Here is a 24,342-nt window from a genome sequence, read left to right as displayed (position 1 = left end):
GCGTCGTGCCGTGAGCAGTTCTTGCGCCCACCTTCCTGCCAGCACTGGCGCTGATGGCCGATCTGCCAGGCCGGCACGATGTGTTCCCATTCGATACGTGAAGCGCGCTGGGCGCTTTTGCGGGGTGTGTAACCGCACGAAGCCAGGTCGACCTTGTTGCCCTTGTACTTGCAGCCGCAATAGAACTCCGTCGATTGCGGTGCATACAGCTTCCAGGCGACCTTCTTGGCCTCCTGGAAGGTACGTGGCGCATCGGCGTGGGCGAGGGAGGTGGACAGCAATAGGCAGGTAACGGCGAAAAACGAAACTCTCATGCGTGATCAGTCTTCCTTCGGCACGGTCCAGAAAATCTGCACGCCGCCATCGTCACGGTGGGCGAGGGTGACATTATCGTTCTCGGCGATTTCCTCGAGCAGGGTTTCCCAGTCGTCGGGCGACTCGTGCTCAAGGCGGAAGATCAAGGCAGCGCGGCTGCGCTGGGCGGTGGGGCTGTTGATGATTTTCTGGATACGCAGGCCCAGTTGCACATAAGGGCTGGGCGTTGCGGGGGCGGTACTGGCCACGGGGCTTTTCCTTGTTTTGCTGTATGTGCGTACAGTATTTCACTGTAGGCATTTTCGCAACAGCATGTAAGGTGAAAAGCCCCTGTGGCACAGCCCAGTGCAGGGTGGAAGACGGGCGCGCCTAGACGCCCGCGCTCATGTCGCGATCAGTATTCCCAGAAAATGCGCTGCAATTCCTTGCTGTCCTGAGTCTTGGTCATTGCCACCATCGCGAGGATCCGCGCCTTCTGCGGGTTCAGGTCGTGGGCCACGACCCAATCGTTCTTGTCATCAGGCTGTTCGGCATTGCGCAGTACGAAACCACCCTGGTTGACGTGGGACGAGCGGATGATCTGCACGCCATTCTTGCGCAGTTCCTGCAGGGCGGGGACTACCCGCGACGACACCGAGCCATTGCCGGTACCGGCATGGATCAGCGCCTTGGCGCCATTTTGCGCCAGCGCCTTGTAGGCTGTGTCGGTCACGTTGCCATAGCCGTAGGCGATATCGACCTGGGGTAGGCTGCTGATCTGCTTGATGTCGAACTCGGAGTTGACGGTGTGGCGTTTGGCCGGCAGGCGGAACCAGTACGACTTGCCTTCCACCACCATGCCCATTGGGCCCCAGGCGCTCTTGAAGGCTTCGGTCTTGATGTTCACCGACTTGCTCACGTCACGCCCGGACTGGATCTCGTCGTTCATCGTCACCAGTACGCCCTTGCCGCGGGACTGCTTGTCGCCGGCCACGGCCACGGCGTTGTACAGGTTGAGCATGCCGTCGGCGGACATGGCGGTGCCCGGGCGCATCGAGCCGACAACCACGATCGGCTTGTCGGTCTTTTCCACCAGGTTGAGGAAGTAGGCTGTTTCTTCCAGGGTGTCGGTGCCGTGGGTGATGACGATACCGTCGACGTCGTTGCTCTCGGCCAGCTCGGCGACGCGCTTGCCCAGCTTGAGCAGGTCGTCGTTACTGATGCTTTCGGAGGCGATCTGCATCACCTGCTCGCCACGCACATTGGCAATGTCAGCCAGCTCCGGTACGCCTGCAATCAGTTTGTCGACGCCGAGTTTGGCAGCCTGATACGTCGCGCTGTTGGCAGCGCTGGCGCCGGCACCTGCAATGGTGCCACCGGTGGCGAGGATGACCACATTGGCTAGCTTCTGCTGGGTTTCGGCTTCTTTGGCAGAAGCAGTGGCTGGCAGGATCAACAGCAGCGCCAGGGCGCTGGGGGCGAAGGTCTTCAGTGCAGCATTCATAATTATTGTGCTCTCTTCCTAATGAGATTTTTGCTGTGTTGCCCGTAATCAGAGGCAGATTTCGTACCAGTCGGGAACGATGGGTGAGCGCGGTGGCTGTAACCGTGGCCTAGACGCGAAACTGCAGCGTAGCAGCCCCGGTTCAGGGGCGGCGCCTAGCTCGTTCGGGATCCAGGACTGCTTCTACAAGGGCACCTCGCGGCTTCGATGAAATCGGTTTTCCGAACAAGCCTAGGAAAACCTGTTCGGTTTTTCGGAAAAATCTCAGATAATCTGCGCCAAGTACGACGCGGCCCCGGAAGCGAAACGGATTTGACAAAATCAGGTCCTGTTTCCATAGTTGTTCAACGCAAACGTTTGCTATCCGATAAAAACCACAAGATTCGGAGTCATCTTCCATGAAACTGCCGTTCCCCGGTCGTCTTTTGGCGCTCGCCGTCATTTCCTCTCTTTCCCTCGCCATGCCGCTGTCGGCCGCACACGCAGAGGACACGCCCAAGGTAGCCCTGGTCATGAAGTCATTGGCCAACGAATTCTTCCGCACCATGGAAGATGGCGCCAAGGACTACCAGAAGGCCAACCCCAACGACTTCGAGCTGATTGCCAACGGTATCAAGAACGAAACCGATACCGGCGAGCAAATCCGCATTGTCGAGCAGATGGTCAACTCAGGCGCCAAGGCCCTGGTCATCGCCCCTGCAGACTCCAAGGCACTGGTCTCGGCGGTCAAGAAGGCCATGGACCAAGGCGTCATCGTCATCAACATCGACAACCGCCTCGACCCGGAACTGCTCAAAAGCAAGGGCATCAACGTACCCTTTGTCGGCCCCGACAACCGCAAGGGTGCACGCCTGGTAGGCGAGTACCTGGCCAAGGAAAAACTTAAGGCCGGTGACCAGGTCGGCATCATCGAAGGCGTGCCGACCACCACCAACGCCCAGCAGCGTACCGCGGGCTTCAAGGACGCCATGGACGCTGCCCAGATGAAGATCGTCTCGGTGCAGTCGGGTAACTGGGAGATCGACAAGGGCAATGCCGTCGCCGCCTCGATGCTCAACGAGTACCCTGACCTCAAGGCGCTGTTGGCCGGCAACGACAGCATGGCGCTGGGCGCCGTTTCGGCCGTGCGCGCCGCGGGCAAGGCCGGCCAGGTGCAAGTGGTGGGTTACGACAACATCAATGCCATCAAACCGATGCTCGACGATGGCCGCGTGCTTGCCACGCTCGATCAGGCTGCCAGCCAGCAGGCCGTTTTTGGCATCCAGGCGGCGCTGAAGATGCTCAAGGGCGAACAACCGGGCGTGGACGCCGATAACGTCATCCAGACCCCGGTCAAACTCATCACCAAGCCTTGACGGCCAGGAGAGGTGGCCATGCCTGCATCGGCCAATGAAGTGGTGCTTGCCGCCAGCGGCTTGGGCAAGACCTACGCCCAGCCGGTGCTTGGTGACGTCAGCCTGGCCCTGCGCGCGGGTGAGGTGCTGGCGTTGACCGGCGAAAACGGGGCGGGCAAGAGCACCCTGTCCAAGCTGATCAGCGGCCTGGAAACCCCCTCCACCGGTCATATGACCTACCGCGGCCAGGCCTATGCGCCGGGCAGCCGTAGCGAAGCTGAGCGCCTGGGCGTACGGATGGTCATGCAGGAGCTCAACCTGCTGCCCACCTTGACCGTGGCCGAGAACCTGTTCCTCGACAACCTGCCCAGCCGCTTCGGCTGGATCAACCACAAGCGCCTGCGCCAGTTGGCCACGGCCGCCATGGCCCAGGTGGGGCTGGACGCCATCGACCCGAACACTCCGGTTGGCGAGTTGGGCATCGGCCATCAGCAAATGGTCGAGATCGCCCGCAACCTCATCGGTGACTGCCATGTGCTGATCTTCGATGAGCCCACGGCCATGCTCACCGCCCGTGAAGTGGAGCTGCTGTTCACCCAGATCGAGCGCCTGCGCCAGCGTGGCGTGGCCATCGTGTATATCTCCCACCGCCTGGAGGAACTGCAGCGCGTTGCCCAACGCATCGTCGTGCTGCGCGACGGCAGGCTGGTGTGCGACGAGCCTATCCAGCGCTATGACAGCGCCGAGCTGGTCAACCTGATGGTGGGGCGCGAGCTGGGCGAGCACATTGACCTGGGCCGCCGTCAGATCGGCGCGCCGTTACTCAAGGTCGACCGGCTGTGCCGGGGTGACAAGGTGCGGGACGTGTCGCTGCAGGTGCGGGCGGGGGAGATCTTCGGCGTCTCCGGGCTGATCGGTGCCGGGCGCACCGAGTTGCTGCGGCTGATCTTCGGGGCCGACCGTGCCGACAGTGGCAGCATTGCGCTTGGCCAGCCCCTGAGGCCAGTGAAGATTGACTCGCCCAAGGCGGCGGTCAAGGCGGGCATTGCCCTGATCACCGAAGACCGCAAAGGTGAAGGCCTGCTGCTGACGCAGTCGATCAGCGCCAACATCGCCTTGGGCAACCTTGCTGGGTTGTCCCGCCTGGGTGTTGTCGATGGCCAGGCCGAAAAGGCCTTGGCCGAGCGTCAGGTCGACGCCATGCGTATCCGCAGCGCCAGTGCGGCGCAAACGGTCGGTGAATTGTCTGGTGGCAACCAGCAAAAGGTCGTGATTGGCCGCTGGCTGGAGCGCGACTGCCAGGTGCTGCTGTTCGACGAGCCGACTCGCGGCATCGACGTGGGGGCCAAGTTCGACATCTACGGCTTGCTGGCTGAGCTGGCGCGGCAGGGCAAGGCCTTGGTGGTGGTGTCCAGCGACCTGCGCGAACTGATGCTGATCTGCGACCGCATTGCCGTGCTCTCGGCCGGTCGCCTGATCGACACCTTCGAGCGTGACCACTGGAGCCAGGACCAGCTCCTGGCCGCCGCCTTCGCCGGCTATCAGAAACGTGACGCACTGCTGCATGACCCAGTACCCAGGATGGATGCATGAAGACCACACCTCTCGAAACCTCCGGCAGCAAGGCGCTGCGCCGTAGCGCTACTTACCTTGGGCTGGGCACCTACCTGGGCCTGGCGGGTGCCTTGTTGGCCATGATCGTGCTGTTTTCGTTGCTCAGTAGCCACTTCTGGTCATACGCCACATTCAGCACCCTGGCCAACCAGATTCCCGACCTGATGGTGCTGGCCGTGGGCATGACCTTCGTGCTGATCATTGGCGGCATCGACCTGTCGGTCGGCTCGGTGCTGGCACTGGCGGCCTCTACGGTCAGTGTGGCCATTCTTGGCTGGGGCTGGGGTGTGCTGCCCGCCGCCTTGCTCGGCATGGCCATCGCTGCCGTGGCGGGCAGCATCACCGGTGCCGTCACTGTGGCCTGGCGCATTCCCTCGTTCATTGTCTCGCTCGGCGTGCTAGAGATGGCTCGCGGCCTGGCCTATCAGTTTACCGACTCGCGCACCGCCTACATCGGCGATGCCTACGCCTGGTTCTCCAATCCGTTCGCGTTCGGCATTTCGCCGGCATTCATCATTGCCTTGCTGGTGATCATCCTTGCCCAACTGGTATTGACCCGTACCGTGTTCGGCCGTCACCTGATCGGCATTGGCACCAACGAAGAGGCCGTGCGCCTGGCCGGCATCGACCCGCGCCCGTACAAGGTGCTGGTGTTCGCACTGATGGGCCTGCTGGCGGGCCTGGCCGCGCTGTTTCAGATCTCGCGCCTGGAGGCCGCCGACCCTAATGCAGGCTCCGGCCTGGAGCTGCAAGTGATCGCTGCCGTGGTCATCGGCGGCACTAGCCTGATGGGGGGGGCGCGGCTCGGTGATCAGTACCTTTTTCGGCGTGCTGATCATTTCAGTGCTGGCAGCAGGCCTGGCGCAGATCGGCGCCTCAGAACCGACCAAGCGCATCATCACCGGGGCGGTGATCGTCATCGCCGTGGTGCTCGACACTTACCGTAGCCGGCGTGCAGGCCGGCGGAACTGAAGACATGGCAACCATCAAAGATGTCGCGGCACTCGCGGGTATTTCCTACACCACGGTGTCCCATGTATTGAACAAGACCCGCCCGGTCAGCGAACAGGTGCGGCTGAAGGTCGAGGCGGCCATCGTCGAGCTCGACTACGTGCCCAGCGCGGTGGCGCGTTCGCTCAAGGCGCGCAGCACGGCCACCATCGGCCTGCTGGTGCCCAACAGCGTCAACCCGTACTTCGCCGAGCTGGCCCGAGGCATCGAGGATGCCTGTGAGCGTAACGGCTACTGCGTGATCCTGTGCAACTCGGACGATAATCCGCAAAAGCAGCGTAGCTACCTGCGCGTGCTGCTGGAAAAGCGCATCGACGGCCTGGTGGTTGCTTCGGTGGGCGAGGACAGCGACCTGCTGCAGAGCCTGGCCGGCGTGCGCACGCCAATGGTCATCGTCGACCGCGAACTGGAGGGGGTGGATGCCGACCTGGTGCGCATCGACCACGAGCAGGGCGCCTACCTGGCGACCCGTCACCTGCTGGAGCTTGGCCACCGCGACATCGCCTATATCGGCGGCCCTGCCGAAACCGGCGTCACCCAACTGCGCCTTGCTGGGTTCCATCGGGCCATGGCCGAAGCCCACGTTGCCGTACAAGGCGATCACATTCTGCACTGCGATTTCACCAGCCCTGGCGGCCATGCGGCGGCGGCGCAACTGCTCGATGGCAAGCGGCCAACGGCGATCTTCGCCGGCAACGACATGATCGGCTTCGGCGTGCTGCGCGCTGCTGCCGAACGCAATGTCAGCGTGCCGGGGGAGTTGTCGGTGATTGGCTTCGATGACATCGAGCTGAGCCGCTACGTTTACCCGCCGCTGACCACGGTGGGCCAGTCGATCCGCGAGCTGGGGGAAAGTGCCGCGGCGCTGCTGCTGTCTCGCATCGCTACACCGCGCCGTGATGCCGTGGAGCAACGCATCGTTGCACCGCGCATCGTGCTGCGTGAATCCACCGGGCCGCGCCCGGACCTGTTCAATGATTACCGCTAAGGAAATCGTCATGAGTGCCAAGGTAGTGGTGGTCGGTAGCCTCAACATGGACCTGGTGGCCCGTGCCCAGCGGCTGCCGCGTGCCGGCGAGACATTGGCTGGCGAAAGCTTCTTTACCGTCCCTGGCGGCAAGGGCGCCAATCAGGCGGTGGCGGTGGCGCGCCTGGGCGGTAGTGTGGCGATGGTCGGCAACGTCGGTGACGATGCCTATGGCGAGCAGTTGCGCCAGGCGCTGGCCGTGGAAGGGGTCGATTGCCAGGCGGTGAGTGTATGCCCGGGGGTGTCCAGCGGCGTGGCGCTGATTACCGTCGATGCCGCCAGCCAGAACTGCATTGTCATCATTCCGGGCGGCAACGGCCTGCTGACGCCGGCCTCCGCGCAGCGCTTCGATGCCTTGCTGCAGGCGGCCGAAGTGATCATCTGCCAGTTGGAAGTGCCCGCCGAGACCGTTGACTGGGTTCTTGCCAGGGGGCGTGAGCTGGGCAAGGCCGTCATCCTCAACCCGGCGCCCGCCACCGGTCCGCTGCCGCCTGGGTGGTTCGCCCATATCGATTACCTCATCCCCAACGAAAGCGAGGCCGAGGCGCTGACCGGGCAGCCGGTCAATGACTTGCCCAGCGCCCGCCGCGCCGGTGAGCACCTGCTGCAGCTGGGCGCCGGCAAAGTCATCGTCACCCTGGGGGCACAGGGTGCGCTGTTCGTCAGCCGTGCGGGCAGCCGGCATTTCCCGGCACCCCAGGTTCAGGCACTGGACACCACGGCGGCCGGCGACACCTTCGTCGGTGGTTTCGCGGCAGCGCTGGTTCAGGGCCTGGAGGAGGGCGAAGCGATCACCTTCGGCCAGCGCGCCGCAGCGTTGTCCGTCACCCGCGCCGGCGCTCAGCCTTCGATCCCGACCCTGGCGGAGCTGACCCCATGAAAAAGACCGCGCTGCTGAACATTGCCCTGTCGCGGACCATTGCCGGGCTGGGCCATGGCGACATTCTGGTGATCGGTGATGCCGGGTTGCCGGTACCGCCAGGCGTCGAGCTGATAGACCTGGCCTTGACCCAAGGCATCCCGGACTTTGCCAGCGTGTTGCGCGCAATACTGAGCGAGATGCAGGTAGAGCGCCATGTGCTGGCCGAAGAGATGCAAAAGGTCGTACCGCCAGGGCTGATCGAAATCGAGCGGCTGCGCGGCAAGCTGGGCAAGCGTGAATGGCTGAGCCATGAGGAATTCAAGGTGCTCTCGCGCAGTGCCAGGGCTGTGGTGCGTACAGGTGAATGCCAGCCCTACAGCAACATTGCCCTGATATCCGGGGTGACCTTCTAGAAGGCGAGGGCTACGCCCTCGTTCGCCGGCAAGCCGGCCATAGGGCCGCAATGCGGCCCTGATTGATCCACCGCCAAGGCAACAGGAGTGCCCCATGCTCAAACCCCTGCTACAAGGACTTACCCTCATGGCTGCAGCCGCTACCACTTCCCTCCAGGCCGCCCCCCGCGACCTGATCATCGACACCGACCCCGGTGCCGACGACGTGGTCGCGCTGTTTCTGGCCATGGCTTCACCCGATGAGCTGAACATTCGCGGCATCACCACCGTCGCCGGCAATGTGCGCCTGGACAAGACCTCGCGTAACGCACGCCTGGCCCGCGAATGGGCTGGCCGCGAAGATATCCCGGTATACGCTGGGGCAGGGCGGCCGCTAGTGCGCACACCAATCTACGCCGCCGAGGTGCATGGCGAGGAAGGCCTGACCGGCGTGCAGGTGCATGAGCCGAAAAAGCCCCTGGCCCCGGGCAATGCCGTGCAATACCTGATCGACACCCTGGGCGCTGCCGAGCCCGGCAGCATCACCCTTGCCATGCTCGGCCCGCAGACCAACCTGGCGCTGGCGCTCATTCAGCGGCCCGACATCGCCAAAGGCATCAAGGAAGTGGTAGTGATGGGCGGCGCCCACTTCAATGGCGGCAACATCACCCCGGCGGCGGAGTTCAACCTGTTCGCCGATCCCCATGCTGCCGAAGTGGTGCTGGCCAGCGGCGTGCCGTTGACCTACCTGCCGCTGGACGTCACCCACAAGCTGCTCACCAGCGATGCCCGGCTCAAGCAACTGGCAGCGGTGAACAACCACGTCAGCAAATTGGTGGTGGACATCCTCAACGCCTATGTCACCCACGACATGGACCTGTACGGCATGCCCGGCGGCCCGGTGCACGACGCCAGTGTCATCGCCTATCTACTCAAGCCTGAGTTGTTCAGCGGGCGGCGGATCTACATGAGCATCGACAGTCGCGAAGGCCCGACGTTCGGCCAGACCGTCGCCGACTGGTACGGCGTGCTCAAGCGGCCCGCCAATGCACTGTGGATAGGCGAGGGTGACGCTCAGGGCTTTTTCGACCTGCTCAGCGCGCGTCTGGCTCGATTGCAATAGCGGCGTGCGGCGTGTAGCGCTCGAACACCTGGTCGATGAAGCTGCGCGCCGCCTCACTGCCCAGGTCCCGTACCAGCAGGTCCAGGGCGATCAGTACCAGCTCTTCTGGGGTGCTGGGGCTGTAGGCGCTTTGGCCCTCGGCCCATTTGACCTTGATGTCGGCGTCAATGCTGTGGTGGCTCATGAAAGGCTCTCGTGTGGGGCCCGGGTGGAGGGGCGAACACCCGACCCTGGTGTTCGCAGCAGGCACTGTGCCTGCACTTCTTAAAGTAAATCATGACTTTGCGTCAATGGCCCTGCGACTTAAGAATAAAAAAACCGATGATGCAAACCAGGCGTGTGATGCAAAATCCGGTCACGATTGCCTTTCGCCTGTAGCGCCAAGTTCAGGCAGACTTGGGCGGTTTTGCAACAAATTCCTGGTGGAAGTGTCGGATCAGACAGTTCCCAGATCGATTTAGGAGGATTCATGTTCCGTACCCGTGCTTCCCTGGCAACCCTGCTGGTCGCTGCTGTGCTGGCTGGTTGCAGCACTGGTGGCAATTCTGGTGCTGCCGCCCCGGCTGCATCCGCCGGCAACGATGGCCGCTGCGAGGCCGGTGGCGCCGACTTCGCCATTGGCAAGCAGGGCACTGCCGAGCTGCTCGAGCAAGCACGCAAGGCCAGCGGTTCGCAAATGGCGCGCATCCTCAAGCCGCACGATGTGGTTACGTTGGAATACCGCTCCGAGCGTTTGAACCTGAATGTGGATGAGCGTGGTGTGGTAACCCGCGTGAACTGCGGTTGATCACAGTACTGCCAGCACTGCATCCGATGGGCTGCCTTTACGGATTGGATTAGTGTCCCGCTTTTTTAAGGCAGTCCAATTCCCACTCGAAGCCATAAAAAAACCCGCCACAAGGGCGGGTTTTTTTACAGCTATCCGAATTACTCCGGACGAACCTGTGCAGCCTGCATGCCCTTCTGGCCGCGCTCGGCGACGAAGGAAACAGTCTGGCCTTCTTTCAGGCTCTTGAAGCCGTCGGATTCGATGGCCTTGAAGTGTACGAACAGGTCGTCGCCGCCGCCTGCTGGGGTGATGAAGCCGTAGCCTTTCTCATCATTGAACCATTTGACGGTGCCTTGTTGGCGATTGGACATGGGTGAATCTCCAGAACATTTAGTTTTTCAGTGGTGCAATGTGGCCGAGGCTACGGAGCACGGACAACATCATAGTCTAATTCTGCGCATGTAGCGCCTTTTACCTTCGCAGGATACTGATCCAGGACAAATAATGCCTGCAAAGTAGCCCGCGCACGGGTCATTTCGGCTTGCAGGCGGCTTGTACCACACTCTGGGCCTTCTGCATCAGCTTGGCGTCCACGCCATCCTTGCTGTCGAGGTCTTCGATTTCCTTGTCGGTGAAATTCTTTTTGATGGCTTGCGCGCCGCACGAGCAATGTTTGGTCGCGGTGGCGGCGTCGACGCCTTGAGCACCAGCTACTTGCTGGCACTGAGCCATGTAGGCCTTCTCCTTGCCAGGCGGGAAATCCCCTGCGTTGGCAGCCAGCGGCAGCAGCAGGGCGCTCGTGGCACACGCGGCGAGAAGAGACGTAAATCTCATAACCAGACACTCCTTGGGTTAAGGTCTCATCAAGAGTAGGTTGCTTCCCAAAGTCTGATAGGAAATTTTCCGCGTTAGTTCACCCAAACGGCGTAATTTCCAAATATTTCTGCCTGCCACCTAAGCTGCGTGCTAGCATGCCCGGCTTGCAGCTGCTCAGGTGCGGCTTGCAGCTATCTTTTTACTTTCCAGTCACTCAGGTCCCCCTGGCAAGCCGAAAGGCTTCTGCCACTGTGAGGCAGGCTTCCCGTGTGGAAGGCAGGTCGGATCTTGTACTGGCTCATCCCAACCCACGTGACCTTTGGTAGGGGTCACCACTAGGAGAGGAGGCGCCATGCCCGTTATTACTCTTCCCGATGGCAGTCAACGCGCGTTTGATCACGCGGTATCCGTAGCCGATGTTGCCGCCTCGATCGGCGCTGGCCTGGCCAAGGCCACTCTGGCCGGCAAGGTCGATGGCAAGCTGGTCGACGCCTGCGACTTGATCACCCACGATGCCACCCTGCAGATCATCACCCCTAAAGATGAAGAGGGACTGGAGATCATCCGTCACTCGTGCGCCCACTTGGTCGGCCACGCGGTGAAACAGCTGTACCCGACCGCCAAGATGGTCATCGGCCCGGTCATCGACGAAGGCTTCTATTACGACATCGCCTACGAGCGCCCCTTCACCCCTGAAGACCTGGCTGCCATCGAAAAGCGCATGCAGACGTTGATCGAGAAAGACTACGACGTGGTCAAGAAGATGACCCCGCGCGCCGAAGTCATCGAACTGTTCCAAGCCCGTGGCGAAGACTACAAGCTGCGCCTGGTCGAGGACATGCCCGATGAGCAGGCCATGGGCCTGTACTACCACGAAGAATACGTCGACATGTGCCGTGGCCCGCACGTGCCGAACACCCGCTTCCTCAAGGCCTTCAAGCTGACCAAGCTGTCCGGCGCCTACTGGCGTGGCGATGCCAAGAACGAGCAGCTGCAGCGTGTGTACGGCACCGCCTGGGCTGACAAGAAGCAGCTGGCCGCCTACATCCAGCGCATCGAAGAAGCCGAAAAACGCGACCATCGCAAGATCGGCAAGCAGCTTGACCTGTTCCACCTGCAGGAAGAAGCCCCAGGCATGGTGTTCTGGCACGCCAACGGCTGGACGGTTTACCAGGTGCTCGAGCAGTACATGCGTAAGATCCAGCGCGAAAACGGCTACCAGGAAATCAAGACGCCGCAGGTTGTCGACCGCATCCTCTGGGAGCGTTCCGGTCACTGGTCCAACTACGCCGAGAACATGTTCACCACGTCGTCGGAAAACCGCGACTACGCGGTCAAGCCGATGAACTGTCCGTGCCACGTTCAGGTCTTCAATCAGGGCCTGAAGTCGTACCGCGACCTGCCGCTGCGCCTGGCCGAGTTCGGTGCCTGCCACCGTAACGAGCCGTCCGGTGCCCTGCATGGCATCATGCGTGTGCGCGGCTTCGTGCAGGATGATGCGCACATCTTCTGCACCGAAGATCAGGTGAAGAAGGAAGCTGCTGATTTCATCAAGCTCACCCTGGATGTGTACAAGGACTTCGGTTTCACTGACGTCGCCATGAAGCTGTCGACCCGCCCGGCCAAGCGCGTGGGCTCCGAAGAGCTGTGGGACCGTGCCGAAGGCGCCTTGGCCGACGCCCTGAACGAATCGGGCCTGGAGTGGGAATACCAGCCAGGCGAGGGCGCGTTCTACGGCCCGAAGATCGAGTTCACCCTGCGTGACTGCCTCGGCCGTAACTGGCAGTGCGGCACCCTGCAGTACGACCCGAACCTGCCAGAGCGCCTGGACGCCAGCTACATCGCCGAAGACAACGCGCGCAAGCGCCCGGTGATGCTGCACCGCGCCATCCTCGGCTCGTTCGAGCGTTTCATCGGCATGCTCATCGAGCACTACGCCGGTGTGTTCCCAGCGTGGCTGGCACCGACCCAGGCGGTGGTCATGAATATCACCGACAAACAGGCCGATTTCGCCCTCCAGGTGGAAAAGGAACTGAACGGTAGCGGATTCCGTGCCAAGTCGGACTTGAGAAATGAGAAGATCGGCTTTAAAATCCGCGAGCATACTTTGCTCAAGGTCCCGTACCTTTTGGTTATAGGGGATCGCGAAGTCGAAACGCAAACCGTCGCAGTGCGTACTCGCGAAGGCGCAGACCTGGGCTCGATGCCCGTCGCGCAATTCGCTGAGCTCCTGTCGCATGCGGTTTCCCGGCGTGGTCGCCAAGAATCGGAGTAATGACTATTAAGCGTGAAATGAGAAACGATAAACGAGCTGCACCGAAGGCCCCGATCAACGAGAATATCTCGGCACGCGAGGTTCGGTTAATTGGCGCTGACGGCGAGCAGGTTGGCATCGTCTCGATTGATGAAGCGCTTCGTATCGCTGATGAAGCGAAGCTGGATCTGGTGGAAATCTCTGCAGATGCGGTACCACCTGTCTGCAAGGTGATGGACTACGGCAAGCACCTCTTCGAGAAGAAGAAGCAGGCCAACGAAGCCAAGAAAAACCAGAAACAGATCCAGATCAAAGAAATCAAGTTTCGTCCAGGGACGGAGGAAGGGGATTACCAGGTAAAACTACGCAACCTGGTACGTTTCCTTACTGATGGGGACAAGGCCAAGATCTCTCTGAGATTCCGTGGCCGTGAGATGGCTCACCAGGAGCTGGGCATGGAGCTGTTGAAGCGGGTCGAAGCTGACCTCGCCGAATACGGCGCCGTTGAACAGCATCCGAAGATGGAAGGACGCCAGCTTATGATGGTCATCGCCCCCAAGAAAAAGAAGTAATCTCCCGGGCACGGCAGGCCTGATGATTATGTGTAATTTTATCGAATGCGGAGTTCCAACATGCCAAAAATGAAAACCAAGAGCGGTGCTGCAAAGCGCTTCCTGAAGACCGCTACCGGCTTCAAGCACAAGCACGCTTTCAAGAGCCACATCCTGACCAAAATGTCGACCAAGCGTAAGCGTCAACTGCGCGGTGCCAGCTTGCTGCACCCGTCTGACGTGGCAAAAGTCGAGCGCATGCTGCGCGTACGTTAATTTCGGTCAAAGATAGAGGAAGTTACTCATGGCTCGTGTAAAGCGCGGCGTTATCGCTCGTAAGCGTCACAAGAAAATTCTGAAACTGGCTAAAGGTTACTATGGTGCACGCTCGCGCGTATTCCGCGTAGCCAAGCAGGCAGTCATCAAGGCAGGCCAATACGCCTACCGCGACCGTCGCCAGAAGAAGCGTCAGTTCCGCGCACTGTGGATCGCTCGTATCAACGCCGGTGCCCGCACCAACGGTCTGTCTTACAGCCGTCTGATTGCTGGCCTGAAAAAGGCGTCGATCGAAATCGACCGTAAGGTTCTGGCTGACCTGGCAGTGAACGAAAAAGCGGCGTTTGCTGCGATTGTCGAGAAAGCTAAAGCCGTTCTGGCTTAAGTACCCACGACAATCATCCGGCAGCGCGTTGCGCTGTCGGGTGTAAAACGTCATCGATAGGGGAAGAGCCTTCAAAGCTCTTCCCCTATTTTCGTATCTGGAGTCTGTACATGGAAAACCTGGATGCGCTGGTCTCCCAAGCCCTGGAAGCAGTGGAGCGCGCTGAAGACATCAATGCCCTGGAACAGATCCGGGTTCAGTATCTCGGCAAGAAGGGCGAACTGACCCAGGTGATGAAGACCCTGGGCAACCTGCCAGCCGAAGAGCGGCCGAAAGTCGGCGCGCTGATCAACGACGCCAAAGAGCGCGTCACCGAGGTGCTCAACGCACGCAAAGCAGCCTTTGAAGAGGCCGAGCTCAGCGCTCGCCTGGCGGCCGAATGCATTGATGTGACCCTGCCAGGCCGTGGCCAGGCCACCGGTGGCCTGCACCCGATCACCCGTACACTCGAGCGCATCGAGCAGTTCTTTACCCACATCGGCTACGGCATTGCCGAAGGCCCCGAGGTGGAAGACGACTACCACAACTTCGAAGCGCTCAACATCCCCGGCCACCACCCGGCCCGGGCGATGCACGACACCTTCTACTTCAATGCCAATATGCTGCTGCGTACCCACACCTCGCCGGTGCAGGTACGGACCATGGAGTCCACTCAGCCGCCGATTCGCATTGTCTGCCCAGGCCGCGTCTACCGCTGCGACTCGGATATCACCCACTCGCCGATGTTCCACCAGGTCGAAGGCCTGCTGATCGATCGCGACATCAACTTCGCCGACCTCAAGGGCACCATCGAAGAATTTCTGCGCGTCTTCTTCGAGAAAGAACTGGCCGTGCGCTTCCGCCCGTCGTTCTTCCCCTTCACCGAGCCGTCCGCCGAAGTCGACATCCAGTGCGTGATGTGTTCCGGCAAGGGCTGCCGCGTGTGCAAGCAGACCGGCTGGCTGGAAGTCATGGGCTGCGGCATGGTGCACCCGAATGTGCTGCGCATGTCCGGCATCGACCCGGAAGAGTTCCAGGGCTTCGCCTTCGGCATGGGCGCCGAGCGCTTGGCCATGCTGCGTTATGGCGTCAACGATTTGCGTCTGTTCTTCGACAACGACCTGCGGTTCCTGGCCCAATTCCGCTAGGCCCAATCGACGCAATTTCTAGGAGAACAGCATGAAATTCAGTGAACAGTGGCTGCGCGGTTGGGTAAACCCGCAAGTCTCCCGTGATGAACTGGTCGCCCGCCTGTCCATGGCCGGCCTTGAAGTCGACAGCGTAACCCCCGCTGCCGGCCAGTTCAGCGGCATCGTCGTGGGCGAGATCCTCGCCACCGAACAGCACCCGGACGCCGACAAACTGCGCGTCTGCCAGGTCAGCAACGGCCAGGAAACCTTCCAGGTGGTATGTGGCGCGCCGAACGCACGCCCCGGCATCAAGATCCCGTTCGCCATGATCGGCGCCGAACTGCCAGGCGACTTCAAGATCAAGAAGGCCAAGCTGCGCGGCGTCGAGTCCTTCGGCATGTTGTGCTCGGCGGCCGAGCTGCAGATCAGCGAAGAGAACGACGGCCTGCTGGAACTGGCAGCCGATGCCCCGGTGGGTGAAGACATTCGCCAGTATCTGAACCTGGACGACGCCAGCATCGAGATCGGCCTCACCCCGAACCGCGGTGACTGCCTGTCCCTGGCCGGCCTGGCGCGCGACGTCAGCGCCCTGTACAACGTCCCGGTCACCCGCCCGGTAGTGCCTGCCGTGCCAGCCGCCCATGACGAAGTGCGCGCGGTCGACGTGTCCGCGCCGGCCGCTTGCCCACGCTACCTGGGCCGCGTCATCCGCAACGTCGACCTGAGCAAGCCGACCCCGCTGTGGATGGTTGAACGCCTGCGCCGCAGCGACGTGCGCAGCATCGACGCCGCCGTCGACATCACCAACTACGTGATGCTCGAGCTCGGCCAGCCGATGCATGCCTTCGACCTCGCCGAAATCAATGGCGGCATCCGCGTACGCATGGCCGAAGAGGGCGAGAAGCTCGTCCTGCTCGACGGCCAGGAAGTCGCGTTGCGCGCCGACACCTTGGTCATTGCCGACCACACCCGCGCCTTGGCCATCGCCGGCGTCATGGGTGGTGAGCACAGCGGCGTCAATACCGAAAAGACCCGCGACCTGTTCCTGGAAAGCGCTTTCTTCGAGCCAATTTCCGTCGCCGGCAAGGCCCGCTCCTACGGCCTGCACACCGATGCCTCGCACCGCTACGAGCGCGGCGTCGACTCGCAGCTTGCCCGCGAAGCCATGGAGCGTGCTACCCAGCTGCTGCTGGACATCGTCGGCGGCGAAGCCGGCCCGATCGTCGAAGCCGTCAGTGAACAGCACCTGCCGCAAGTCGCACCGGTGACCCTGCGCGCCGAACGCATCACCCAGATGCTTGGCATGGAGCTGGACGCCGCCCAGGTCGAGCAGATGCTCAATGCCCTGGAGCTAACCACGACGGCGAACGGGGCAGGGCAGTGGACCGTCAATGTCCCGAGCCACCGCTTCGACATCAGCCTGGAAGTCGACCTGATCGAGGAGCTGGCCCGCCTGTACGGCTACAACAACCTGCCAGTTCGCTACCCGCAAGCCCGCCTGGCCCCGCAAGCCCGCCCGGAAACCCGTGGCGAGCTGCCGAACCTGCGCCGCCTGCTGGTCGCCCGTGGTTACCAGGAAGCCATCACTTACAGCTTCATCGACCCGAAACTGTTCGAGCTGTTCACCCCAGGCGTAGAGCCGCTGCTGCTGGCCAACCCCATCTCCAGCGACATGGCCGCCATGCGTGCGTCGCTGTGGCCGGGCCTGGTCAAGGCTTTGCAGCACAACCTCAACCGCCAGCAAGACCGCGTGCGTCTGTTCGAGAGCGGTCTGCGCTTCGTCGGCCAGCTGGGCGACCTCAAGCAGCAACCGATGATCGCCGGCGTCGTCACCGGCAGCCGCCTGCCGGAAGGCTGGGCCAACGGTCGCGACAGCATCGATTTCTTCGACGTCAAGGCTGACGTGGAAGCCCTGCTGGGTTACTCCGGAGCCCTGAGCGACTTCACCTTCGTCGCGGGCAAACACCACGCCCTGCACCCAGGCCAGACTGCCCGCATCGAACGCGACGGCAAGGAAGTCGGCTACCTCGGCGCCCTGCACCCAGAGCTCGCCAAGGCCCTGGACCTGGACCGCCCGGTGTTCGTCTTCGAGCTGGTGCTCGGTGACGTGGTCGAAGGCCGCCTGCCGAAGTTCAGCGAACTCTCCAAGTTCCCGGAAACCCGCCGTGACCTGGCGTTGATCGCAGGACGTGATGTGGCTTCTAGTTCGGTGCTTGAAGCAATTCGTGACAATGCAGGCGAATGGCTTACAGACCTCAGGCTGTTTGACGTCTACCAAGGTAAAGGCATTGATCCTGATAGAAAAAGCCTTGCCGTCGGCTTGACCTGGCAGCATCCATCGCGCACTCTTAACGACGATGAGGTGAACACTACCCTGCAAAACATCCTCACCTCGCTCGAACAAAGGTTGAACACCACGTTAAGGAAATAACGGCATGGGTGCTCTGACGAAAGCTGAGATGGCCGAAAGGCTGTACGAGGAGCTGGGGCTTAACAAGCGTGAGGCCAAGGAGTTGGTCGAGCTGTTTTTTGAAGAAATTCGGCACGCACTTGAAGAGAACGAGCAGGTCAAGCTGTCCGGTTTCGGCAACTTCGACCTTCGCGACAAACGCCAGCGGCCGGGCCGCAACCCCAAGACAGGGGAAGAGATCCCGATCACTGCACGGCGCGTCGTCACCTTTCGTCCAGGGCAGAAGTTGAAGGCCCGGGTTGAGGCCTATGCTGGAACCAAGCCATAACGACGAACTGCCCCCCATACCGGGCAAACGCTACTTCACCATCGGTGAAGTGAGTGAGTTGTGTGCCGTAAAGCCACACGTGCTGCGGTATTGGGAGCAGGAGTTTCCTCAGCTCAACCCTGTGAAGCGGCGGGGGAATCGGCGGTATTATCAGCGCCAAGACGTGCTGATGATTCGCCAGATTCGTGCGCTGCTTTATGATCAGGGGTTTACCATTGGCGGGGCGCGGTTACGGCTCTCCAGTGATGAGGTGAAGGATGAATCGAGCCAGTACAAACAGCTGATTCGGCAGATGATTGTTGAGTTGGAGGATGTGTTGGTAGTGTTGAAGAAGTGACCTGTTAAGGGTGAATGGAATTTTTTTGAAAAAAAGCTTCCATTTATCAGGAGGTTAGGGTACATTCTTCAACGTTCTCGGCAATATTGAGAACATGCTTCAAAGCCCAGTCGGGGCGTAGCGCAGCCCGGTAGCGCACTTGCATGGGGTGCAAGGGGTCGAGTGTTCGAATCACTCCGTCCCGACCATATATTTCAATGACTTAGGCCATTTCCGAAAGGGATGGCCTTTTTCATGTGTGTGACTTTTGCGTGACTTCTCAGGTTTTTACGCCTGCCTCCTCTTCAAGATCTAAAACCCCCTCGTATGATTGTGCCTGGCCGCTGTACCGGGGGTTTCAAAAGTCCCGCGAAGCCGGTTTTTGCATCCAGCGGATTTTTGCCGATACAGTACCCCCTCTAAGGAGGGATCATAATGAAGACCGTCGCGGTAATCGCAATCTTGGTAATACTCGCTGGCTGTTCTACGAGCGAGCCTCCGAAGGCTCAGGCAGAAACCTCTGAGTGCATGAACTACCGGTCCATGATGACCGCGCCGATAGCTCCGGATGCGATGGAGCGGCTTAGGGTTAAATGCGAGCAATCAAGGCTTTGATCTGCTGAGTCTCGTTAAAAAATCATTACCGCCTCGGCACCCGCCGGGGCGTTGTTATTGGCAGCGACGGATCGAGATTAGGCCGACTATTTCTATGTGCAACGAAAAACGCACACGAGGAGTAGTGCGAGCAAAAGAAAGCCCGCCGAGGCGGGCAAGGGACTATCACGTAGGGATAATTCGATTCTCCGCAAGGCGACGTGAAAATTGAGTGAAAGAAAAGTCCTCATACCGTGACCATCAATCTGCACCGGTCTGTGTAGTCCAGTTAATCCGCCTGCATTTTCCTCGCCCACCCAAAGGTGTCGCACGCGGGCGCTAGCCACTCACGAATCAGGGCATTGCGTGCCAGCGTTTCAGGCTGCAGCAAGCGTGCGCCGAAATCCGCATGGCGCACGAAGCGCACTTCCAGGCATGCCTCTAGTTGGCCAACAAGGCTTGGGAAGTCCATCAGGGAGTACAGGCGTGGCCACTTTATCAGCTTGCTATACCGCAATTGCTGAGACTCTACGCACAGCTGATCATCTGGGCGCCATTGCACGTTGAACAGGTTGTCATGGCGCGACAGTTCTACCCGCCATTTGCCATTCAATGGAAGGCTCAATTCAAGTTTCAAGCTTTCAGGGCGCAAGCGGTTTCGCTGGAAGAACCAGGTTTCCGTCGGCTCGGTAGTCACATCGATGGAGCAGACGCTGTAAGGCTCCTCTGCCACATTGAACCTGGTGAACCACGCCAGGGTTTCAGGGTGGGTTGGATGGTTGAACATCTATGGCCTCCTGCCAGGCATCGCTGGAGCCTGCCTTGGCAGACCTGAGCAAATTGAAAGTGCAAGCAGCTGCAGCAACGCTTTACAGCTGCGCTTTCTGCTGCCGGGAGCGCTGAAAGCGGGTGACAGTGATCTGGACGGCAGCTGCCACGAGGCACAGCAGGCCGATTTTCCAGCTGCCTTCCAGGCCGTAATGCTCGGCTATCTTTCCAGTAATGATGACGCTAACGAAAATGGCGACAGGCAGAATCAATTTGTTCATCGGGTCTTCCAGCAAGCTGCAAAAGGCGTGAATGAACATGCGCTCATCCAGCGGAAATGACGCGATCTTAGCAAATCCATTTCCGGCTTTGTGGCCACATCCTGGCCTGGGTGTGATCAGCTGCCCGTATCGCGATAATGGCAAAGGGGCACCATGGACTTCCGCCACCCAGCGCCCGAAACTGATCAACTCGTACCTAGACCAAGGCAGGTCATGAATAACCTGAAACGCACAACCTCCCTCCTGTTACTGCTGGCAGTCACCTCGTTAACCGCCTGTGTCCCCTGGAAACGGGAACGCGCCGCCTACGCGGACCTTTGCGACTCCGAGTTCCAGTTCAAGGTGCCAGGCCCGCAGGGTGAAACTACGCTCTACCTGGAAACCTACCTCTACGACCACGCCGCGCAATGGGGCGAGAAGCGCTACGAGCAAGGCCTTTACGTGCAGTACCCGGGCGAGGAGTACAAGCGGCCGGAATTCTTTGTGCAGCTGATCGCCTACAACAAAGACCGACAGCGCCCGTCGACCGATTCCAAACGGGGGGAGCCGCCGATCCCGGTCCTCTACGACAGCCGCCAGGCTTACATCACATTTGAAGACGGTTCACGTTTGAATGCACGGCCGGAGGTGTACCTGGGCATCAACGATATCTACGACTTTCCGTGGGTGAGTGAGAAAACCGCTCGGCCATCGCCGTATGACATCAACAGCGACGAAGTGCACCGGATGATCCCCAAGATCACCAACAACAAGCGCTACGGCTCGGCCTATGTGATCTTCCAGACGGACAAGTTCGATGCGGACTCCAAGTGGACGATTCATCTCGGCGCGCTGGATGTTCAGGGCCGCAAGGTGCAGATTCCGCCGCTGAAGCTCTGCTATCACCCCGTGAAAAAGTGGATCGGGATCGAGCCGCTCATGCGGCCTTGAGCGCACTTTCAAGGGAGGCCTGGCGTAGGCCCCAGGCCTGCTGTTGGTCAGCCATCGCCAATGGGGCCGCTGTGACACCGGCAAAGCCGGTGCCGGGCACCGCGTGCCTCCATTCGCGGGTTACTGTACCAGCCTTGGTATTTGGAGTCAGTCAACCCACCGCCAAAGCGGCTCGTCAAGCATCCCGGCCCCTAGCAACTGCGTCCGCCCGTGGTGCTTCTCAAGCTCCAGCACATTGCACCCGTCGCACGCGGTCAGCGCGTCGATCAGCGGCTTGCTGTGCGACACTACCCACACCTGGCTACGTTGCGAGGCGCGGATGATCAAGCGTGCCAGCGCAGGGAGCAAATCGGCATGCAAGCTGGTTTCCGGTTCGTTCAGCACCATCAGCGACGGCGGGCGCGGTGTCAGCAGCGCGGCCATCAGCAACAGGTATCTCAAGGTGCCGTCCGACAATTCAGCTCCCCCTAGCGGCCGTAGCAGCCCATGCTGGTGTAACCGCACGCTGAACAGCCCTCCCGCAGGAGCATCTATCTCCAGGCGGCTCCCGGGAAATGCGTCATCCAGCGCCGCGACCAGGTCTTCGACATCGCCAATCTCGATTATGGTCTGCAGCGCCGAAGCGAGGTTGCGCCCATCGTGATGCAGCACCGGCGACCGTGTGCCCAGCTGTGGCTGTCGGCAAGGCGCGTCGCGGTCGATACGAAAGTGGTCATAGAACCGCCAGCTGTTGATGAAGGCGCGCAGCTCACCAATTTCCGGCGCCTGGCGGGGCCGCCCGACGACGTTGAAGAAGCTCTCGCCGCTGTCAGCATGCTGATCGAGCACTGTCCAGCCGTTGCCCTCGCGGGCCCGCACCATGGCGTTCTTGCGCTCTACCAGCAGGGAAGCGGGGCGATAGGCGCCAGCGCCCCAGATGGCTTCGCACTTGATCTCAGGGTCGAGCATGAATGCGGAGGGATAGGGCAGGGGAATCGGCAAGCCGAGGGAAATGGCAAAGCCGAAATCCTCGGTGGCGAAACCGAGCCGTAGGCGTTTGGCGTCGCTTGGGTGCTGGCCTTGGATGGGCACCTCGCCGCGCCTCATCCGCGCACTGGTTTCTGGTCCGGCCCACCAGGTCGAGTCCAGGCCGCCTTCGCGGGCAAGCGCTTCAATCACGCCGCCCTGAGCGGTTTCGGCGAGCAGGCGCAGGGCTTTGTACAAATTGGATTTGCCGCTGCCGTTGGCACCGGTTACCAAGTTGAGTTGGCCTAGTGGCAACACAAGATGGTTGATCGAGCGGTAGTTGCCGATGGCGAGGGTGGTGAGCATGCGGTGCGTCTCCGTAAGAGCATCCCTTGTGACATCCGTGAACAAATCGCGAAACAGCACTCACGCCCGTCTTGCTAGGATGCACTGTCGACCCAAGGGGGCACGGACTGCGGGCTTCCGAGCACTGGCAGTGTACCCGCAGTGCTATCTGATCGCGACGTTACAGCAAGGCCAAAATGAGTTGGGGAAAGGACGCCATGAACGGTATCAACCACGTGCAACGCTTGTATTCCATGGAGGGGGCAACTCATCTGTATTCGAGTGACCCTGCCATGCTCACGCCGGCAGACCTCTACACCGTGAAACACGAGCCAGCGCACTTAGCTGCGCTGGAGAACTGCAACATCTACCTCATCGTCCGGCGGCCACGCATCCTTCTACAGCCGGAGCGATTTACGTTAAACGGGCGGAGGGTAGCAGGCAATTTCCTGGTTCACCGTGCTCATGGCCCTGTGACGGTGCCGTTTGAATACGACATACCGCAGAGCTGCATACCCGCCAACGTGCCAATTGTGGACGTTGCCATTGCCGCTAATGGCGTGGCCATGGTTGCTATCACGCCGCATGGCCAGCAAATGGTGGCGGTTAGCGTGGTCATCGCATCATCAACGCATGTGCTGACCGACGCAGATACGGCCATGGAAGTGCTGTATGTTGGGCAGGGTATTGGTCGCACCCGTGCGCGTACTGCGCTGGACAGGCTTCAATGCCACTCCACATTGCAGAGAATTCTTGCCGACACACTGACTAACTTTTACGAGCGGGAGGTATTGCTACTGCTGTACCGCTTTGAACATGGACGTACCATCGTAAGCAATGGTGGAGATTTCAACGTCAGCTTTCACGCAGACGATGAAGCGGATTCGGCACACTTCAAACGCCTTCAAAACGTACGGCTCAAGCGGCATGAGGTTGTCTCCCTTGCCGAAGCGGGACTCATCAATTACTTCAAACCCTATTACAACAGCCTGCTCAAGACGACGAGCTTCTCGGCGAAAAACAAGCTGAAGGTTCTCAAACAACTATTGTCGAAGGGCCCAACGGGTCTCATCGTGGAGCTTTCGACCGTCAATCTACGTTCGCGTATTGGAACGTCCTATGCCGTACCGGTTGATCTTGCCAAGCGCTATGCGCCAGATGTACTTGATGGACGCAACATTCCTGACCTTGAAACGCGTGAGCAGTGGCATGAAGAGTTGAGAAGGGTGGCTCATACCCACTTTGCTAAATTCGCGCTGACCACTGCTCAGGAGCGAGAGTCCTTCATGCATGGCACAGTGTTCCTCAAAGACAGTGAGGGCGACAAATTCGAAGCTTGCTGAGTCTTGCCATGCCATTCCCTGTATCACAACGGTAGCTGCGTCCAGGCCAATCAGCTCGGGCCCCTCGCGCAACGGCAGATAATTCGCTTCAACGGGTAGGCTTGAAACTCGCTTTAAACTCCGTTGATCATCGTCGCAGGACCGCCCTGGGTGGCGGGCAGTCCTTCCAGAAACGCCCTGACTTCTCGCTTGCCACGCAAGTGAAGCGTAGGCACCTGCGGCCCGACCTTTAGGCGGACTGCTTCGATGCCTTGCCGGTAACCCTGGTCGAACGTCCACACGAACTTCAGAAACTCCAGGTCGAACCTTTCTTCGCAACCCGCCGCACGATCAGGCCGCGGCTGGTTTCGAAGGAGGCGCAGCAGTACCCGCATGAAACAGGTGAGCCGTGGCGTGTCGAGCCAGATGACCAGGTCAGCGCGCGGCAAGCGCAGTTCGAACGTGCGGCGTGCATAGTTGCCCTCGCAGACCCACGTATCGCCCTCGACTGCATTGCGCACACGGTCGCGGAATTGTTCGGCATCCGGCTCGGCCCAGCCGGGCTCCCAGAAGAGTTTGTCCAGGTGAACCACGGGCAGGTTCAGGCGTTCGCCAAGGGCGCGGGCGAGGGTTGACTTGCCGCTGCCGCCGTTGCCTAGGATGACGATGCGTTGCATGAGGACTTCCTGTCGGGGGGCAAACGGGCGATTGTATGGCATTGGGTTAGCAACTCAAGATTGATTAGTGGCTATCAGCCATTGACAGCCTTCCATTCGCTTACG

27 protein-coding genes, 1 tRNA gene and 1 pseudogene are annotated in these 24,342 nt (G+C 60.5%); 19 read left to right on the top strand and 10 right to left on the bottom strand.

Annotated features, from left to right (window positions below; translation table 11 throughout):
* The 3 genes from APH34_RS26945 to APH34_RS26935 form a co-directional block, all read right to left on the bottom strand.
* Nucleotides 1–314, bottom strand: a 314-nt coding sequence (locus tag APH34_RS26945; protein WP_082422905.1) for a deoxyribonuclease I, incomplete at its 3' end; no start/stop codon positions are given.
* A 6-nt stretch (nt 315–320) separates the two neighbouring features.
* The gene (locus APH34_RS26940) at nt 321–563 is read right to left on the bottom strand and encodes a DUF1654 domain-containing protein (protein ID WP_054903673.1); all 243 of its coding nucleotides are present in this window, start codon (nt 561–563) and stop codon (nt 321–323) included.
* Nucleotides 564–709: 146 nt separating this feature from the next.
* On the bottom strand, nt 710–1,798 hold the full coding sequence (locus tag APH34_RS26935) for an asparaginase (protein ID WP_054903672.1): 1,089 nt from the start codon (nt 1,796–1,798) through the stop codon (nt 710–712).
* Between the two features lie 398 nt (nt 1,799–2,196).
* Between APH34_RS26935 and APH34_RS26930 the strand changes: the two genes are divergently transcribed.
* From APH34_RS26930 to APH34_RS26900, 7 genes and pseudogenes are all read left to right on the top strand, one after another.
* Nucleotides 2,197–3,153, top strand: coding sequence for a sugar ABC transporter substrate-binding protein (locus APH34_RS26930; RefSeq protein ID WP_054903671.1), 957 nt, complete (start codon nt 2,197–2,199; stop codon nt 3,151–3,153).
* A gap of 18 nt (nt 3,154–3,171) precedes the next feature.
* Nucleotides 3,172–4,725: a sugar ABC transporter ATP-binding protein gene (locus APH34_RS26925; RefSeq protein WP_054903670.1), complete on the top strand. Its 1,554-nt coding sequence runs from the start codon at nt 3,172–3,174 to the stop codon at nt 4,723–4,725.
* Nucleotides 4,722–5,718, top strand: a pseudogene (locus APH34_RS26920) (ABC transporter permease). The gene APH34_RS26925 and the pseudogene APH34_RS26920 overlap by 4 nt, the downstream one beginning before the upstream one ends.
* Nucleotides 5,719–5,722: 4 nt before the next feature.
* Nucleotides 5,723–6,745, top strand: a complete 1,023-nt coding sequence (locus APH34_RS26915) for a LacI family DNA-binding transcriptional regulator (protein ID WP_054903669.1) — start codon at nt 5,723–5,725, stop codon at nt 6,743–6,745.
* Between the two features lie 10 nt (nt 6,746–6,755).
* A complete protein-coding gene (gene rbsK / locus APH34_RS26910; protein ID WP_054903668.1) occupies nt 6,756–7,664 on the top strand; it encodes a ribokinase in 909 nt (302 codons plus the stop codon).
* Nucleotides 7,661–8,059 carry a D-ribose pyranase gene (rbsD, locus tag APH34_RS26905; protein WP_054903667.1) on the top strand — a complete coding sequence of 133 codons (399 nt, stop codon included), beginning with the start codon at nt 7,661–7,663 and terminating at the stop codon, nt 8,057–8,059. The genes rbsK and rbsD overlap by 4 nt, the downstream gene beginning before the upstream one ends.
* Before the next feature lie 94 nt (nt 8,060–8,153).
* On the top strand, nt 8,154–9,161 hold the full coding sequence (locus APH34_RS26900) for a nucleoside hydrolase (RefSeq protein WP_054903666.1): 1,008 nt from the start codon (nt 8,154–8,156) through the stop codon (nt 9,159–9,161).
* Here APH34_RS26900 and APH34_RS26895 read toward each other — a convergent pair.
* Nucleotides 9,133–9,345 (bottom strand): hypothetical protein, encoded by a 213-nt coding sequence (locus APH34_RS26895; RefSeq protein WP_054903665.1) that lies wholly within the window; start codon nt 9,343–9,345, stop codon nt 9,133–9,135. The genes APH34_RS26900 and APH34_RS26895 overlap by 29 nt on opposite strands.
* Nucleotides 9,346–9,630: 285 nt before the next feature.
* Between APH34_RS26895 and APH34_RS26890 the strand changes: the two genes are divergently transcribed.
* Complete coding sequence (locus APH34_RS26890; RefSeq protein WP_054903664.1) at nt 9,631–9,948, top strand: I78 family peptidase inhibitor; 318 nt, start codon at nt 9,631–9,633, stop codon at nt 9,946–9,948.
* A gap of 140 nt (nt 9,949–10,088) precedes the next feature.
* On the opposite strand, the gene APH34_RS26885 is transcribed toward APH34_RS26890, so the two are convergent.
* Together APH34_RS26885 and APH34_RS26880 are read right to left on the bottom strand one after the other, a co-directional pair.
* Complete coding sequence (locus tag APH34_RS26885; protein ID WP_003250656.1) at nt 10,089–10,301, bottom strand: cold-shock protein; 213 nt, start codon at nt 10,299–10,301, stop codon at nt 10,089–10,091.
* Nucleotides 10,302–10,461: 160 nt separating this feature from the next.
* Nucleotides 10,462–10,764 (bottom strand): hypothetical protein, encoded by a 303-nt coding sequence (locus APH34_RS26880; protein WP_054903663.1) that lies wholly within the window; start codon nt 10,762–10,764, stop codon nt 10,462–10,464.
* Nucleotides 10,765–11,098: 334 nt separating this feature from the next.
* Here APH34_RS26880 and thrS point away from each other — a divergent pair, with 334 nt between their 5' ends.
* The 9 genes from thrS to APH34_RS26835 all read left to right on the top strand — a co-directional run bounded on the left by thrS (nt 11,099) and on the right by APH34_RS26835 (nt 18,584).
* On the top strand, nt 11,099–13,021 hold the full coding sequence (thrS, locus tag APH34_RS26875; protein ID WP_054903662.1) for a threonine--tRNA ligase: 1,923 nt from the start codon (nt 11,099–11,101) through the stop codon (nt 13,019–13,021).
* On the top strand, nt 13,021–13,572 hold the full coding sequence (gene infC, locus APH34_RS26870) for a translation initiation factor IF-3 (RefSeq protein WP_176515932.1): 552 nt from the start codon (nt 13,021–13,023) through the stop codon (nt 13,570–13,572). The genes thrS and infC overlap by 1 nt, the downstream gene beginning before the upstream one ends.
* Nucleotides 13,573–13,632: 60 nt before the next feature.
* Nucleotides 13,633–13,827, top strand: a complete 195-nt coding sequence (rpmI, locus tag APH34_RS26865; protein ID WP_054903661.1) for a 50S ribosomal protein L35 — start codon at nt 13,633–13,635, stop codon at nt 13,825–13,827.
* Nucleotides 13,828–13,855: 28 nt separating this feature from the next.
* Nucleotides 13,856–14,212, top strand: coding sequence for a 50S ribosomal protein L20 (gene rplT / locus APH34_RS26860; RefSeq protein ID WP_003250671.1), 357 nt, complete (start codon nt 13,856–13,858; stop codon nt 14,210–14,212).
* 110 nt (nt 14,213–14,322) lie between these two features.
* Nucleotides 14,323–15,339, top strand: a complete 1,017-nt coding sequence (pheS, locus tag APH34_RS26855; protein ID WP_016391494.1) for a phenylalanine--tRNA ligase subunit alpha — start codon at nt 14,323–14,325, stop codon at nt 15,337–15,339.
* A 31-nt stretch (nt 15,340–15,370) separates the two neighbouring features.
* Nucleotides 15,371–17,752 carry a phenylalanine--tRNA ligase subunit beta gene (pheT, locus tag APH34_RS26850; RefSeq protein ID WP_054903660.1) on the top strand — a complete coding sequence of 794 codons (2,382 nt, stop codon included), beginning with the start codon at nt 15,371–15,373 and terminating at the stop codon, nt 17,750–17,752.
* Nucleotides 17,753–17,756: 4 nt separating this feature from the next.
* Complete coding sequence (gene ihfA / locus APH34_RS26845) at nt 17,757–18,059, top strand: integration host factor subunit alpha (protein WP_003250679.1); 303 nt, start codon at nt 17,757–17,759, stop codon at nt 18,057–18,059.
* On the top strand, nt 18,040–18,396 hold the full coding sequence (locus APH34_RS26840; protein WP_008100384.1) for a MerR family transcriptional regulator: 357 nt from the start codon (nt 18,040–18,042) through the stop codon (nt 18,394–18,396). Before ihfA ends, APH34_RS26840 begins: the two co-directional genes overlap by 20 nt.
* Nucleotides 18,397–18,507: 111 nt before the next feature.
* Nucleotides 18,508–18,584 (top strand) — tRNA-Pro (locus tag APH34_RS26835).
* Nucleotides 18,585–19,258: 674 nt separating this feature from the next.
* On the opposite strand, the gene APH34_RS26825 is transcribed toward APH34_RS26835, so the two are convergent.
* Both APH34_RS26825 and APH34_RS26820 read right to left on the bottom strand, forming a co-directional pair.
* Entirely contained in the window at nt 19,259–19,756 is a 498-nt protein-coding gene (locus tag APH34_RS26825) for a hypothetical protein (RefSeq protein ID WP_054903658.1), read from the bottom strand.
* Nucleotides 19,757–19,838: 82 nt separating this feature from the next.
* Entirely contained in the window at nt 19,839–20,057 is a 219-nt protein-coding gene (locus APH34_RS26820) for a hypothetical protein (RefSeq protein ID WP_054903657.1), read from the bottom strand.
* A gap of 174 nt (nt 20,058–20,231) precedes the next feature.
* Between APH34_RS26820 and APH34_RS26815 the strand changes: the two genes are divergently transcribed.
* Nucleotides 20,232–20,948 carry a hypothetical protein gene (locus APH34_RS26815; RefSeq protein ID WP_054903656.1) on the top strand — a complete coding sequence of 239 codons (717 nt, stop codon included), beginning with the start codon at nt 20,232–20,234 and terminating at the stop codon, nt 20,946–20,948.
* Nucleotides 20,949–21,095: 147 nt separating this feature from the next.
* On the opposite strand, the gene APH34_RS26810 is transcribed toward APH34_RS26815, so the two are convergent.
* Nucleotides 21,096–22,259: an AAA family ATPase gene (locus tag APH34_RS26810; protein WP_054903655.1), complete on the bottom strand. Its 1,164-nt coding sequence runs from the start codon at nt 22,257–22,259 to the stop codon at nt 21,096–21,098.
* Nucleotides 22,260–22,456: 197 nt separating this feature from the next.
* Here APH34_RS26810 and APH34_RS26805 point away from each other — a divergent pair, with 197 nt between their 5' ends.
* Nucleotides 22,457–23,581, top strand: coding sequence for a hypothetical protein (locus APH34_RS26805; protein WP_054903654.1), 1,125 nt, complete (start codon nt 22,457–22,459; stop codon nt 23,579–23,581).
* A 113-nt stretch (nt 23,582–23,694) separates the two neighbouring features.
* Here the strand turns inward: APH34_RS26805 and APH34_RS26800 are convergent, their stop codons facing one another.
* Complete coding sequence (locus APH34_RS26800; protein WP_054903653.1) at nt 23,695–24,237, bottom strand: AAA family ATPase; 543 nt, start codon at nt 24,235–24,237, stop codon at nt 23,695–23,697.
* Nucleotides 24,238–24,342: the final 105 nt, after the last annotated feature.

This window comes from Pseudomonas sp. NBRC 111131, from assembly GCF_001320525.1.
Taxonomy (GTDB): Bacteria; Pseudomonadota; Gammaproteobacteria; order Pseudomonadales; family Pseudomonadaceae; genus Aquipseudomonas; species Aquipseudomonas ceruminis.
The sequence above is the reverse complement of the archived record's forward strand: the minus strand, read 5'-3'. Positions and strand labels throughout refer to the sequence as shown.

What these genes read in the sequence shown, in the direction of transcription:
- APH34_RS26800 (WP_054903653.1), bottom strand. Translation starts at nt 24,237, where the DNA reads ATGCAACGCATCGTCATCCTAGGCAACGGCGGCAGCGGCAAGTCAACC.
- rpmI (WP_054903661.1), top strand. Translation starts at nt 13,633, where the DNA reads ATGCCAAAAATGAAAACCAAGAGCGGTGCTGCAAAGCGCTTCCTGAAG.
- APH34_RS26815 (WP_054903656.1), top strand. Translation starts at nt 20,232, where the DNA reads ATGAATAACCTGAAACGCACAACCTCCCTCCTGTTACTGCTGGCAGTC.
- APH34_RS26935 (WP_054903672.1), bottom strand. Translation starts at nt 1,798, where the DNA reads ATGAATGCTGCACTGAAGACCTTCGCCCCCAGCGCCCTGGCGCTGCTG.
- APH34_RS26930 (WP_054903671.1), top strand. Translation starts at nt 2,197, where the DNA reads ATGAAACTGCCGTTCCCCGGTCGTCTTTTGGCGCTCGCCGTCATTTCC.
- APH34_RS26810 (WP_054903655.1), bottom strand. Translation starts at nt 22,259, where the DNA reads ATGCTCACCACCCTCGCCATCGGCAACTACCGCTCGATCAACCATCTT.
- infC (WP_176515932.1), top strand. Translation starts at nt 13,021, where the DNA reads ATGACTATTAAGCGTGAAATGAGAAACGATAAACGAGCTGCACCGAAG.
- APH34_RS26880 (WP_054903663.1), bottom strand. Translation starts at nt 10,764, where the DNA reads ATGAGATTTACGTCTCTTCTCGCCGCGTGTGCCACGAGCGCCCTGCTG.
- rplT (WP_003250671.1), top strand. Translation starts at nt 13,856, where the DNA reads ATGGCTCGTGTAAAGCGCGGCGTTATCGCTCGTAAGCGTCACAAGAAA.
- APH34_RS26900 (WP_054903666.1), top strand. Translation starts at nt 8,154, where the DNA reads ATGCTCAAACCCCTGCTACAAGGACTTACCCTCATGGCTGCAGCCGCT.
- ihfA (WP_003250679.1), top strand. Translation starts at nt 17,757, where the DNA reads ATGGGTGCTCTGACGAAAGCTGAGATGGCCGAAAGGCTGTACGAGGAG.
- APH34_RS26915 (WP_054903669.1), top strand. Translation starts at nt 5,723, where the DNA reads ATGGCAACCATCAAAGATGTCGCGGCACTCGCGGGTATTTCCTACACC.
- thrS (WP_054903662.1), top strand. Translation starts at nt 11,099, where the DNA reads ATGCCCGTTATTACTCTTCCCGATGGCAGTCAACGCGCGTTTGATCAC.
- pheT (WP_054903660.1), top strand. Translation starts at nt 15,371, where the DNA reads ATGAAATTCAGTGAACAGTGGCTGCGCGGTTGGGTAAACCCGCAAGTC.
- APH34_RS26820 (WP_054903657.1), bottom strand. Translation starts at nt 20,057, where the DNA reads ATGTTCATTCACGCCTTTTGCAGCTTGCTGGAAGACCCGATGAACAAA.
- APH34_RS26895 (WP_054903665.1), bottom strand. Translation starts at nt 9,345, where the DNA reads ATGAGCCACCACAGCATTGACGCCGACATCAAGGTCAAATGGGCCGAG.
- rbsK (WP_054903668.1), top strand. Translation starts at nt 6,756, where the DNA reads ATGAGTGCCAAGGTAGTGGTGGTCGGTAGCCTCAACATGGACCTGGTG.
- APH34_RS26825 (WP_054903658.1), bottom strand. Translation starts at nt 19,756, where the DNA reads ATGTTCAACCATCCAACCCACCCTGAAACCCTGGCGTGGTTCACCAGG.
- rbsD (WP_054903667.1), top strand. Translation starts at nt 7,661, where the DNA reads ATGAAAAAGACCGCGCTGCTGAACATTGCCCTGTCGCGGACCATTGCC.
- APH34_RS26840 (WP_008100384.1), top strand. Translation starts at nt 18,040, where the DNA reads ATGCTGGAACCAAGCCATAACGACGAACTGCCCCCCATACCGGGCAAA.
- pheS (WP_016391494.1), top strand. Translation starts at nt 14,323, where the DNA reads ATGGAAAACCTGGATGCGCTGGTCTCCCAAGCCCTGGAAGCAGTGGAG.
- APH34_RS26925 (WP_054903670.1), top strand. Translation starts at nt 3,172, where the DNA reads ATGCCTGCATCGGCCAATGAAGTGGTGCTTGCCGCCAGCGGCTTGGGC.
- APH34_RS26805 (WP_054903654.1), top strand. Translation starts at nt 22,457, where the DNA reads ATGAACGGTATCAACCACGTGCAACGCTTGTATTCCATGGAGGGGGCA.
- APH34_RS26885 (WP_003250656.1), bottom strand. Translation starts at nt 10,301, where the DNA reads ATGTCCAATCGCCAACAAGGCACCGTCAAATGGTTCAATGATGAGAAA.
- APH34_RS26890 (WP_054903664.1), top strand. Translation starts at nt 9,631, where the DNA reads ATGTTCCGTACCCGTGCTTCCCTGGCAACCCTGCTGGTCGCTGCTGTG.